Raw genomic sequence first — 13063 nt, 5'->3', positions numbered from 1 at the left:
GGCACTGCCCTGTCCCGAAGGTAATAACGGGTTAAATTGGATTAGGCGATCGCCGATTCAAATTGTTGTAATTGAGCTAGATCCGGGGCTGAGTTTTTCCCGAAAATGGGCGGTAATTCTCCCACCTTAACCAGAACCTCCCGAACCTCTTGATTAGAAATATCAGCCAGAGTTCGATTACTTAATAGGGCGAGGGTTGCTGCAATCCCTAATCCATGACCTACTGCCGCATTGTATTCCACAATTCGGCCCGCTGCTGAAGCAAATCCCTCAAATCCCGAGGCGGGACTAACAACGGCTAAATTCCGCACTGATTTCAATTGCGTGTGACGGATGCCGACATTAAAAATTGGCTTACTAAACATGGTACTGAGAAACCCATTGGCTTTAGCTTTATCGCCAATGCCCGGAATTCCCCCGCGTACATCAAAATGGTAGGCAAACGTTGCCAATGCCTCGGATTTGGGAACGCCACCGGCTAACATCTTGGCACCGCTTAAAGGCTCGATCGCCTCGGTGATATTTCCCGCGTGTCGAATGTACAATTCCGAGGCAGGGGTTACCTTTTTAGCCCCTATACTCTTAAACCATTGCTCAACAAATTTCATCTCTTCCAACATTGCCGGAGTGGGTTTCCCGCCATTGTTTGCCAGAGTCTCTGCTTCGCTGCCAGTAACCGCAATCATCAAGGCATTCCAAGAGAGGCGATCGCCGGATAAAATTGCCACATTTCCTCGGTCTAAAATTGCCCCACTCTCATACAGGGATAACTTTTTACCTCGGAACGAATGATAGGCGATCGATAAGGCATTACAGCGAATATCAATATAATCTTTCCCCACCCACAATGTTTTTAAATTACCGTGGGAATCTACCAACTCCTGACGGAGTGATTCGGCTTTGGATTCATCAAATCCAGCCGCAGACTTGAGGAAATTTTGGGCTTCCGTATCCGCCAAATTTCTAAACCGTTTCAGATAGGTTAATTCTATTTCTTTCAGTCGCTGAATATTCAGTCCTTCGGTTTCAAACACCAAGGTTACCGGCAGTTCAGAATCGGGTAAGCCAAAGGTCCCGAATCCTTGAGACTTTTTCGCCCCTGCTGCTTGTGCGAGTTCCGCATTTACGGTAGAATCAATAAATTGTTTTGCTGTATAAGTTTCACCGCGACTGGTGAGAATACGGGTCAAATTGGTATCCGATTTAACCACTGAGGCGATTTTAACCTGGCTGAGAATCGCTACCCCGGCTTGCTGGAGCATCTCTTTCAAAACGCGATCGCCCTTTTGCGGGTCAAGGGCAATTTGGACCACCCCCGCCCGTTTTAAAAACTCTTGATACAGGGCAGAAGGCGCACCAAATGTATCCAGATTCAGAGAGGTTTGAAGCGGGCGATCAACTTGTGAGCGATCGAGATAAGATAATTTCCCTCGGATTAAATGTCCGCCAATCCCTTCCCCGGCATTTGCCTTAGACATTAACAGCATCTGGGGATATTTTTTCGTCTGACGGCGATACTCTCTCGCTGCCGCTACCATCGCTAAAACCCCGGGTACTTCATCCCCAAACCCGATGATATCGTAATACCGTTCTGTTTTATTCATAATGTGCGCTCTTGATCGCCAAGATGGGTAAATGCCCGTACAACCCGACAGACATTATTCCTTATACCTTTTCTAACGCCATTCATCCGGAGGCATAGAACCGAAAGAAAATTCCCAAGTTTGGAGTAACGACTGTAGTCGTTATCCCTCCCGAACCGAATCCCTACCCCACTAAAACCCCACAATCCCAACCCCCACCGCCAATCTGACCCCAAATTTCGCTAAAGTTAAAAGCAGTAACCCCTTTAGGAGATTTCAGGATGTCAGCTCAACTCCTCCTTGTTGATGATGAACCCGGATTACGGGAAGCGGTGCAAGCCTATCTGGAAGATGAAGGATTTTCCGTGCAGGTGGCGAGTAATGCCAATGATGGATGGGATCTGCTGCAACAGCAACATCCCGATTTAGTGATTACAGACTTGATGATGCCTCAAGTCGATGGATTTGAATTTCTCAAACGGATGAGAGAAGACCCCCGGTTTAAAGTCATGCCTGTAGTTTTTTTAACGGCAAGAGGGATGACGGGCGATCGCATTCAAGGCTATCAAGCCGGTTGTGATGCCTACCTCTCCAAACCGTTTGACCCCGATGAATTGGTGGCGATCGTGCGCAACCTGTTAGATCGTCGTGCCGCTGCTAGTGGAGAGGGAGAAGCCCCGGATTTAGCCTCCTTAGCCCGTGAAATTGGAGAAATCAAGTCCATGCTATCGGGTCGTCATTCCATTGCTCAAACCCCACCTCCCATCAAAATTGACCTCACCCCTCGCGAACAAAGTGTTTTGGATTTAGTCGCTAAGGGACTGATGAACAAAGAAATCGCCCGCAATCTTGATACCAGCGTTCGCAACGTTGAAAAATATGTTAGCCGCTTATTTAGCAAAACCGGCACCAATAGCCGGACTGAGTTAGTGCGTTATGCCCTTGAACATGGTCTTACAGAATAGGGGCAGATGGCTCATTGCGGGTGATTGACTTCACCCCGTTGAATCACCATCCGCGATCGGCAAATGATTAAGAAAAGTTACATTTCTTTAAAAATTGGTCATAATTTCTCATTTTGCAGAAAATTTTTGCTAACGTTTGACCCATTACTTCAACAAACAATAAGAAAAAAGACCTAAAACTTATGAAAGTAGCAAAATTTTCCTCACCCTTGGGACAAGTCTTAATGATGGCAGCGTTAATGATTTTGATGAGTTTGGGGACAATGGCCGTTGTTGTGTTAGCGGGTGGATTTTGAGGCAGAGAACATAAGGGCTCTCTGCCTGGGTGTTCTCTTGATGGGATCACAGACGTAACAGCAAATTAGACCCGTGGGTATCGGTGCCACAGGTATGGAATAGTCCATAAGTGGCACCTAACTCATGAACTTTGGCGGTTTGCTTGGGACTAGGGGTCCAGGGGTTAGGATTGTTGTAGGCATAATAGGTTTCGATGCCATCAATGCCCAAATAGGCGGCTTCGGGAATCAGGTCCGCAGGCGATCGCTTGGCATACCGCGCGGGGTGAGCCAACACCGCCAATCCACCGGCGGATTGAATGGCATGAATCACCTGGGCAGCTTGATAATCGGGACCCTTGACCGCGTGACCTTCCAAATAGGGTTGCATCCGAGGATGTTCAGGATTGAAGGCATACCCCAGAATATGAACCTCCGCATCTAGGAGACAGGCATTAATTTCAACCCCGGTCCAGAGTTGGGGGGCTTGAGGCAATTCAGTAACGGTTCTGTCACTTTGATAGATGTGGGAATGGTCGATCCACCATTCATCCAACCAGCGTTGAGCGCTGTAGTACCCTTTAACACTGTGATGATCCGTAATCGCCAGCCCTTTGAGACCAATGCGCAGAGCTTGTTCCATCACTTCTTCCGGGCGTAACTTGCCATCGGAACAGAGGGTATGGAGGTGAAAATTATAAGTGGTCGGACAACTATTAGGGTTGAGCGCCTGAAACACGCGACCTAGGGCCGCTTTGTTCTGTGCGGCGGGCTGAGTTGAAATAGACTGTTGAGAGACAGAGAGCGTCATAACTACCTCATAAATTGGTGAGTGTTCGGGTTGAACCTCAACACACCCTGAAAAGGCCAGGGTTGACGGCAAAACGTCACCTTCGGCAGTTCATCTCGATGTCGGCATCAAAGGTCGGCGATCGGAGGGGAAGGGCGAATAGTCCTGAACCCGTAGCACTCGCAACGAACGCTTAGAATTTAGAAGTCGATCTTGCTTGACGAGCGCGAGAATTTTCTTTACATATTTTAACAGTCCGAATCGAGTGCTCACCAAAAAATTAAAAAATTATTAAATATGCGGGGTAAAAGCCAGAATTATGAATCAACAATTAACCACAGACGACGGATTAAAACAGACGACGGATTAAAGCAGAAAGATTCACCCCAAATCCCTGGGGTTAGCGCGGTCCAATAGGTATAAATTTCGAGGATAAGCAACTGGGGTTTTGGCCCTAATTTGTGGGGAATTGGCCTAACTTTTCGCAAGAAACCTGGTTTCTAACCGTTGCACATAGACCTGACCTAGACCTGGAGAACTCCACAAAAATAACCAAGCCAGGGGCTTGGTTATCCAGGGAATATGCCCTCGGAGTCGAGGGACCGGATCCCGATTGAACCAAAAAGGGGACCCAGAAATCTGGAAGGGGGGGAAAACAGAGGCGGCAGTCGGAGGGTGTCTGCCGGTCCCCCACCTGTGGATTGAGCGATCGCTCGTGAACAGAGACCGATGACCCGGGAACCTAGTAGTAATTAGCACAGGGAATTACTTCTCCTGAGATTCAGTATTACGAGATTGCCACGCTTTTTCCAGAAGTGCCGACCAACGCTTTTGGACCTGTTTGGGAGTGCATTTAATCTCTTGGGCGATTTCGGCATCACTGGCCCCAGAGCGCTTCAGTTTTAAAAGCTGTTGCTGTTCTTCCGAAAGGTCGCCGAGGAAATTATCCCACTGTTGCAAGGGCATTCCCAGATTTTGATCCAAGTCAGCACCGAGCCATTGATGGACCAGTTTCCAATGTCCAGAGCGAGCGAACTTTTCGACGTGATACTTGAACCGTTGTTGTAAGTAATCCCGCTGACGTGCACTCAAACCGAGGATTTCGTCGATTTCTGGGGCGGCTAAATCTTGCAGTTTCAGGACCAAGTAATCAATACAGTCCGATTGACCTTGAGACTCCAGATATTGAATCAACTCAGCAATCACGCGATCGCGCAACACGGCTTCCGCTGGGTCCACCATCTCGGCAATCATTTTTTCCCGAACCTGCTGCGCTGCATAAGAGCGGCTTTGAACCTCAGCATCTTCACCCTTGGGAAACTCGATCGCCTGTTCGATATCCACCAGAGTTTCTGGGGGTTGACCTTGGGCGAACCCTTGAGCACGCAACACGATCAGTTGTTGATTGTAGCGACCCGGGAGGGTAATCCGACGCTTGGCGTAATGTTCCGTAAAGGCCATATACTCTGCCAATTCTAACTGAGTCCGAGGGGTGTAGGTTAGGGGCATTTCATGTTCCCGACGGAAGGCACGCAGCACCTCGATATAGAACCCTTGCAAGAAATCTTCGATTAAGGTGTATCGCGCTTGGAAGCTCAAACGAGAGTGCAGGTGAGCAACATGACGGTAAACCATCGAGCTGAGTTGAGCATGGAGGTCCACCCGACCTTGACGAGAACCAAGCTTGTAGTAATGGAGGGACTTTTGTAAGCGATGGCGAGCTAGAGTAATTTGCCAGGAACGAACCTCACCAGAATTTTGAATCCGATTGCTTTTGCGACAAATCCGTTCCACTTCTTTGGCAATCCGTCGGGCCACTTCTTGGGCGCTTTTCGAGCCGCTTTTGAGCTTTTGGCTGAGTTCATCAAGGATTTGCTCGCTCAACTGTTCCGTGTCCATTCCCAGTATGAAGATGGGTTCTTCGGGGGTGTCTCCAGATGGGCTCTCCGCTTGAGGAGTGCCTGCGGTCATTTGAGGAGCAGGAGGAACTTGAGAATCGTTTTTCCGGGAATTGGACGAATTGGCTAGTTTAACGTTCATGAGTTTTGCCTCGGGTAACGCACCGGACTAAAGAACCGCAGACATTGGGGGAGAGGATCGCTTGTCGGTTGAGCCACCGGCTTTCGCTCCCTGCGCTGTCTACATTTAGACTGTCCCAAGATTGAGCGGACTTTGGTGGTCAGTAGATCCCTCTTTCTAAACCGGCATACTGCTACAACGGGACAGGATGCACCACTGTCTGTTCTTTTTCGGTTGCGATCGGCCAATGGCTAAGGTTTTACGGGTGGACGGTCGAGAAAGTGGTTGAATCCACCCACTCCGCATTGACAACTGGCACATGGGTATCATTTAAAACTTGGATATAAAATCTCAGTGATCCTCTTCGTTTGGGAATGCTGTTCATCCGGAGCCAATGGTGGGCAATGTTGAAAAGATGAGCCATTTGGATGGTCAAGTCTATAAAAACCCGCAGGCTGTTTGCGGAGCGTTCCGTTAGGAAAGGGTGGGGCGTTTGCGGACGAAGCCTGCCTCCCCAGGCTGAAGAGTCAAATAGGTTTTTTAAAATCAGATTGGGTATGAGAGGGTCCGTGGTGGGCGGCTAAAAAAAACCTGTATGCGATCGCATACAGGTTCAGAATTCACGAAATTAGCTCGCCTGTAAGGGATTAGTCTGCAACGCAAGTGTTCCACCCTTTGCTGACGGAACGCTACGCGAACAGGGTGCAAGGCAAGGGTTCAAATCGCATTGGCAACCAGTTCAGCGCCTAAACCCTCCCGGACGATCGCCGGTTCGTTGTCGGTTAAATCGAGAATCGTAGAGACTTGATATCCCGGCTCTTCTCCGGTATCAATAATCACATCCACCAGCTTTTCCACTTCGTCAAACAACTCCGCCTTACCGATGAAACCATTGTGTTCTAAATAACTGGGTAGAGGCGCGGAAGTCGAAATAATTGGATTTCCCAGTGCCTCTAGTAAATCCAAGCACACCCGATTATCTGGAACCCGGATACCCGTAGTTTTCCGTTTGGGGTCCATCACCAGCTTCGGCACCAGCTTCGTTGCGGGGAGTAAAAAGGTGTAAGGTCCCGGAATCAGGCGCTTAATAATGCGATAGGCTGAATCCGTTACCGTCGCGTAGGCCGCAATATTGGATAATGAAGGACACAGAAAGGTTAACGGCTTATCATTCGAGAGTCGCTTAATCTGTCTAACTCGCTCGATCGCACCTTTAACGGTAATATCACAGCCGATCGCATAAACCGTATCCGTGGGGTAAAGCATGATTGCACCTTTTTGCAGGGCCTCAACCACTTCTTCAATTTTGCGAACTTGGGGGGTTTCCGGATGAATTTCGTATAGAGTTGCCATAATCGGTGAATTGAAATGTGAAAATTAACGGGGACTGGATTGCCCAGGAATCTGGACTCTTGACTTTTTATTGTGCGGATTGATGAAAAAAATTGCCTATCTTCAATGTCCCACCGGCATTGCTGGTGATATGTTCCTCGGCGCATTGGTAAGCGCTGGGGTTCCGTTTGATTATCTCAGGGAGCAACTCGACTGCCTCGGTATTGGTCCGGAATACCAACTCAGGCAAGAATGGGTGCACCGCAACACCCAGCAGGCGATGAAAATTCATGTTGATTTGGTTGAGACTGTTGCTCAGTCTAATCCAGATCTGGGAGATCGCCATCATGAACACTCCCATGAGCACGAACATGAGCATCATCATCATCCCCATGAGCATGAGCATCACCACGAACATGAGCATACCCATCACAATCATCCCCCGACTCGCCACTTACCGGAAATCGAGGCGCTGATTCAAAGGGCGCAGTTACCGAAACAGGCTGAAAGCTGGAGTTTGCAAGTCTTTCGGACTTTAGCCGTTGCGGAGGGGGCGGTTCATGGGATTGCGCCGGAACAGGTGCATTTTCATGAAGTCGGTGCAACCGATGCGATCGTCGATATTGTCGGGACTTGCTTGGGATTAGATTGGTTAGGAATTGAGGAATTGTATTGTTCACCCTTGCCCACGGGAGGGGGTACAGTATGGGCAGCACATGGCAGATTGCCGGTGCCAGTGCCTGCGGTCCTCTCGTTATTCCAATCCCGCCAGGTGCCGGTTTATAGTAATGGGATTGAGAAAGAATTAGTTACTCCAACCGGCGCGGCGATCGCAGTTACTCTCGCTACTGCCTTTGGGAATCCGCCTCCGATGACGATTCAAGAAATTGGGTTAGGTGCCGGTTCGCGGGATTTGCCGATTCCGAATATCTTGCGCCTGTGGGTGGGGGAATTGACGGAGAATAACCCAGAATCGACGCTTACAGAAACCATTTCGGTTCTGGAAACTCAAATTGATGATGCCAATCCCCAGGCGATCGCCTATACCTTAGAGCGATTATTTGCGGCAGGTGCTTTAGATGCCTTTACCGAGGCAATATCGATGAAAAAATCCCGAACCGGCATCTTGCTGACGGTGATTTGTCATCCCGAACAGCAAACAGCTTGTGAAGCGGTCATATTTCGGGAGACTCCTACCTTGGGGATTCGGATTTCGACCCAACAGCGATCGATTTTGCATCGGGAACTCCACACTGTTTCCACCCCATTCGGAGAAGTGCGCATCAAGGTTGCTACGGATAGTCAGGGAAGGATTAGTAATGTGCAACCGGAGTATGAAGATTGTGCCACCATTGCGCGATCGCAGGATATCCCCTGGCAAGAAGTTCATCGCCAGGGATTGCAGGCATGGTATAAAAACTTGGATTAAGTGGGGAGGAAAAGACTCTGGCATTTCTCTACGGTTCAAGGTTTCAAATCCTGGGGTAAAACTTGAATGAAAGTATTTGAACTCCCAGGACATCAAGTGATTTGGGGCGATGTGACCGAAGCCTTAGAAAACGGGATTGAAGATAACAGCATTAATTTAATTTTTGCTGACCCTCCCTATAATATCGGCAAAATTTTTAATGGCAAAAAAGAACAGTGGAAAGATAATGATGCTTATTTAGATTGGTGTTATCACTGGTTGGATTTATGTTTTCAAAAGCTCACAAGTACGGGGGCGTTATATTTGATGTCTGCCACACAATATATGCCCTACCTAGATATTTATTTGCAAAAAAGATTAACCATTTTATCTCGAATTATTTGGCATTATGATAGTTCGGGAATGCAAGCAAAAAGATACTTTGGCTCATTGTATGAACCGATTTTATTTGCTGTAAAAAATTCTCAAAATTATACATTTAATGCGGATGAGATTCGGGTAGAAGCGAAAACGGGTGCAGTCCGCAAACTAATAGATTATCGAAAAAGGGAACCGGCTCCTTATTGTACGACAAAAATTCCAGGAAATGTTTGGTATATTCCGCGAGTGAGATATAAAATGCCAGAATACCGCAAACATCCCACGCAAAAGCCGGAAGCACTACTGGAACGAATTATCAAAGCCAGTAGCAATCCGGGGGATGTAGTATTAGATTTATTTGCCGGAACCTTTACCACAGCAGCAGTTTGTCAGCGATTAGAGCGAAAATCTATTAGTATTGAACGAGAATTTGAGTATGTTCAAATCGGATTGAAGCGGTTGGAAATAAGCCTGAATTATCCGGGATTAAAGGATGATTTTATCTGATTTTAGGGAGTAGAATTACTCTAAAGATTTAAGCATCCAAACGGAATGACTTTGATAGCCTAATTTTTGATAGAGATTTAAGGCGGGGGGATTATTAAGAAAGACTTGTAAACCCATCTGGCGATCGCCTCGTTCTCTGGCCCAATTTTCAGCAGATTCCATTAATGCTGAACCCAGTCCTCGGCGGCGGTGTTCCGGTGCGACATAGAGGACAAAAATATGAGCGTGCCGATCGCCTTTGACCTGATCCACGGCATTTCCTAACCACAAACAACCCACAGGTTCAGAATTTCCCGAAGATTCCACCCACCATAATGGCGTTTCCTGAGCAAAATATTGGTCAACGGTTTTGGCTAAATGGGAAAAGTCTTGCTCGGGGTAAAGTTCCTGATAGGTTAATCTCAAGAACTTTACCAATAAGTAGCGATCGCGCGATGAACCCACCCGCAGGTAATATCCCGGAATCAGTTCTAAATTTGCTGGTTGGATGTGCAAGTTCCCCTAACTCTCGTGATTGAAAAACAGTGTATCCTCCGGTAATCCTTTAACCAAACGAGACAGGGAAGGAGGCAATTCAGCAACCTTGGGGAAGGAGATACTAGAGAGGCGATCGACGGGTTGTACTTGCTCTTCTATGGGTGCGGGGGCCATCATATCGGCGGGTAAGAAAATCCGCGCACTGACGGCGACTAATGCGACTAAAAAGACGAGGAAAATGAAGAAGGGCAGAATTTGCGATCGGATTATTGACATCATTGGGGTAGAAGGTAGGACGATGTAACGGCGAGCATGAAGGTTGAGTAGGCTGCACCCTTTTTGAGTCAGGGGTGACTTTGATTATTATCTCACGATTTGCTAAGAGATGACCAGACAAAGGGTGGGCGAGGAATCCTCACCCTTTGTTAGGGACTAATCGCGATCGCTTCCGGGTCGAGGCATCAGTAAAGCATTAGACTTATTCAGTTGCCGTAACCATGTCCATCCGCCAACCCCAACGATTAGGGAAATCCACCCGATCGCCGGTTGTAAAAGCAAGAACCCTCCCGTGGTTAACAAAAACCCAAACAGCAGTAAAATCCCTGCCGCTACTCGCTGCAAATCCAAACTCAAATTCTGGGCGGGTTCTAATCCGGTACTGGCACGTTGCAGGTTCCAACCGGGTCCCCCGGGACGAACCCGGCGATAGAATTCATTCAGGGTTTCTTCGGTTTCCGGTTTGGTTGCAAATAAGGCAATCACCCACAAGATAGTAACGCTGGCAGTGATGAACATTAGGCGTAACCCGAAGTCAGCAATGGTTAACGCCGGGACCAAACTGGTGACAGAACCAATTACAAAACTACCGATAATGGCGGTGAGCTCGGCAGCCGCATTCACACGCCACCAGAACCAGCGTAAGACTAAGACTAAACCTGAGCCAGTGCCGATCGCAATCACGAGACGAAACACGGTGGCAACGTCAGAGGCAACAAAGGCGGCGATCGCGCCAATTGCAGTTACCAATACAGACGATAACCGCCCAATTAACACCAGTTCGGTTTGGGTGGCTGAGGGTTTGATAAAACGTAAATATAGGTCATTGGTAACAAACGAAGCCCCCCAGTTAATGGAGGTAGACACCGTACTCATAAACGCTGCAATCAACGAAGCCACAACTAACCCCAACATCGCCGGTGGCAGGAAGTCTAACATCAGTTTCGGATAACCCAGTTCTTTATCCTGTAAATCGGGATACAGCACGAGGGCGGCTAATGCCACTAGAATCCAAGGCCAAGTCCGAATCACATAGTGCATGATATTAAACAACCATGCCGCTTTTTCCGCCTCAGTTTCATTTTTCGCCGCAGCAAAGCGCTGAACAAATTCCCCGCCGCCATCACTCCGCCGCCAGGACCACCATTGAATCGCAATATAGGCTAGAAAGGTACTGGCGGTAATTCCTGCGGTTTGGCTGAATTGAATGAAGCCATTGCCTTCCCCGCCAAAAGTTAGAGGTAACAGGGATAAAATATCTTTGTCAGAGGAGAGAGGAACTTGCCGGATCAGTTCCTGAATCCCACCGACACTATTTACGGCAAAAAATGCCACCACGATCGCCCCAAATAAGGCGAGGATAAATTGGAAAAAGTCCGTGGCAACGACGCCCCACAATCCGGCTAATCCCGCGTAAATTAACACGAAGATGCTAACCCCAATGACACTAAGAAGTTTGAGGGTATTTTCTCCAGCATCAATGCCGAGATCTTGCCAAATTCCCAAGGCATCTACCACTTTTACCATTGCGAGCATGGCATAGCCAATGCCGATACAGTTCATAGGAACAGCAAAGATAAAGGCTTTGACACCCCGCAAAATAGCTGCCATATCGCCGCCATAGCGGATTTCCGTAAGTTCTGCATCGGTGATGACTTCCGAGCGCCGCCACATCCGGGCAAAGATGTACACCATGATGATATGGGAAATACCAAAGGTCCACCATTCCCAGTTTCCCGCAATCCCTCGGTTGCCCACGATGCCGGTAATGTAGAGAGGGGTATCAATGGAGAAGGTGGTGGCAGCCATGCTGGTTCCGGCTAACCACCAAGGCAGCGATCGCCCGGATACAAAAAATTCTGCCAGATTCTTGGAGCCTTTTTTGGAGAGATATAACCCCATTGCCATTGTGACAACGAGGTAAAACAAGACAATTAACCAGTCAATCAGTGTCATTATTTACTTATCAAAACCTAATCGCCAATCTTAACCTGCTGCCTACCCCCACTTCACAAGGGCGATCGTATTCCGTACCCAAATCAATCCAGTTACTTCTTAGCCCGCCCAGGCGGGCTTAGTCCGGATAGCCGCACCGTTGACGGGTGTCAGGCTTTTTTCCCCTAAATTGCCCCGAGTACGCTTGCTAACAGCGCTTTTTGGGCGTGCATTCGATTTTCAGCTTGATCCCAAACTCGGGATGCCGTCCCTTCGATCGCCCCATCGGTAATTTCTTCCCCGCGATGCGCCGGTAAGCAGTGCAAAATAATAGCACTTCCATCAGCATGATTAAACAGTTCCTCATTCACCTGGTACGGCTGAAAGAGCGGAATACGGGTTCGGGCTTCTTCCTCTTGTCCCATACTTGCCCAAACGTCGGTATAAAGCACTTGTGCACCTTTCACCGCCTGGATGGGGTCATGAGTGATTAAGATTTCACTTTTCCCTTGGGCGATTTTTTTGGCTTGTTCGACAATTTCGGCAGCCGGTTCAAATTGTGCTGGGGTGGCGATGCGGATATTCATCCCTACCATTGCCCCCGCTAGGAGGAGGGAATGGGCGACATTATTGCCATCGCCTAGATAGGTGAGGGTGACATCTTCGAGTTGTCCGAAACATTCACCAACGGTCATAATATCGGCTAGGGCTTGACAAGGATGTTCGCGATCGCTTAGGGCATTAATCACCGGCATTTCAGCATAGTGGGCAAAGGTTTCGAGGTCCGCCTGATCAAAGGTCCGAATTGCCACCACATCCAAATATCGGTCTAAAACCCTTGCTGTATCAGGTAGAGGTTCTCCCCGACTCACCTGGGTGACATTGGGATTTAAGTCAATCACTTGGCCCCCCAGTTGGTACATTGCCACGGTAAAGCTGACCCGAGTCCGGGTTGAGGCTTTGGAAAACAGCAACCCCAGCACTTTTTCACATCGGGGGGTGAGGGTTCCGGCTTTCATCTGCGTCGCGAGATCCAGCAGTTGATGCAGTTCTTCAATGCTTAGATCAGCAACGCTGAGTAGATCTCGTCCTGTTAATGCCGCCATAGTTCTCCT

At 48.4% G+C, this 13063-nt stretch carries 11 protein-coding genes; 3 read left to right on the top strand and 8 right to left on the bottom strand.

Features of this window, described 5'->3' with window-relative positions; genetic code table 11:
- Positions 1-41: 41 nt before the first annotated feature.
- Positions 42-1604, bottom strand: a complete 1563-nt coding sequence (locus NG796_RS04865; RefSeq protein ID WP_261204788.1) for an FAD-dependent oxidoreductase — start codon at positions 1602-1604, stop codon at positions 42-44.
- 260 nt (positions 1605-1864) lie between these two features.
- Between NG796_RS04865 and NG796_RS04860 the strand changes: the two genes are divergently transcribed.
- Positions 1865-2548 carry a response regulator transcription factor gene (locus NG796_RS04860; RefSeq protein WP_015151455.1) on the top strand — a complete coding sequence of 228 codons (684 nt, stop codon included), beginning with the start codon at positions 1865-1867 and terminating at the stop codon, positions 2546-2548.
- 342 nt (positions 2549-2890) lie between these two features.
- On the opposite strand, the gene NG796_RS04855 is transcribed toward NG796_RS04860, so the two are convergent.
- From NG796_RS04855 to NG796_RS04845, 3 genes are all read right to left on the bottom strand, one after another.
- Entirely contained in the window at positions 2891-3634 is a 744-nt protein-coding gene (locus tag NG796_RS04855; protein WP_261204787.1) for a PHP domain-containing protein, read from the bottom strand.
- 744 nt (positions 3635-4378) lie between these two features.
- Positions 4379-5512: a HetZ-related protein gene (locus NG796_RS04850; RefSeq protein WP_317619275.1), complete on the bottom strand. Its 1134-nt coding sequence runs from the start codon at positions 5510-5512 to the stop codon at positions 4379-4381.
- 837 nt (positions 5513-6349) lie between these two features.
- Entirely contained in the window at positions 6350-6985 is a 636-nt protein-coding gene (locus NG796_RS04845; protein ID WP_261204785.1) for an L-threonylcarbamoyladenylate synthase, read from the bottom strand.
- Positions 6986-7067: 82 nt separating this feature from the next.
- Here NG796_RS04845 and larC point away from each other — a divergent pair, with 82 nt between their 5' ends.
- Positions 7068-8393, top strand: a complete 1326-nt coding sequence (larC, locus tag NG796_RS04840; protein WP_261204784.1) for a nickel pincer cofactor biosynthesis protein LarC — start codon at positions 7068-7070, stop codon at positions 8391-8393.
- Positions 8394-8459: 66 nt separating this feature from the next.
- Positions 8460-9260 carry an adenine-specific DNA-methyltransferase gene (gene yhdJ / locus NG796_RS04835; RefSeq protein ID WP_261204783.1) on the top strand — a complete coding sequence of 267 codons (801 nt, stop codon included), beginning with the start codon at positions 8460-8462 and terminating at the stop codon, positions 9258-9260.
- Between the two features lie 15 nt (positions 9261-9275).
- Here the strand turns inward: yhdJ and NG796_RS04830 are convergent, their stop codons facing one another.
- The 4 genes from NG796_RS04830 to argF form a co-directional block, all read right to left on the bottom strand.
- The gene (locus NG796_RS04830) at positions 9276-9755 is read right to left on the bottom strand and encodes a GNAT family N-acetyltransferase (RefSeq protein ID WP_261204782.1); all 480 of its coding nucleotides are present in this window, start codon (positions 9753-9755) and stop codon (positions 9276-9278) included.
- Between the two features lie 6 nt (positions 9756-9761).
- On the bottom strand, positions 9762-10013 hold the full coding sequence (locus tag NG796_RS04825; protein WP_261204945.1) for a hypothetical protein: 252 nt from the start codon (positions 10011-10013) through the stop codon (positions 9762-9764).
- A gap of 156 nt (positions 10014-10169) precedes the next feature.
- Entirely contained in the window at positions 10170-11969 is a 1800-nt protein-coding gene (locus NG796_RS04820; RefSeq protein WP_261204781.1) for a sodium:solute symporter family protein, read from the bottom strand.
- A gap of 164 nt (positions 11970-12133) precedes the next feature.
- Entirely contained in the window at positions 12134-13054 is a 921-nt protein-coding gene (argF, locus tag NG796_RS04815) for an ornithine carbamoyltransferase (protein ID WP_261204780.1), read from the bottom strand.
- Positions 13055-13063: the final 9 nt, after the last annotated feature.

It is taken from the genome of Laspinema sp. D2d (genome assembly GCF_025370755.1).
GTDB lineage: Bacteria > Cyanobacteriota > Cyanobacteriia > Cyanobacteriales > Laspinemataceae > Laspinema.
The sequence above is the reverse complement of the archived record's forward strand: the minus strand, read 5'-3'. Positions and strand labels throughout refer to the sequence as shown.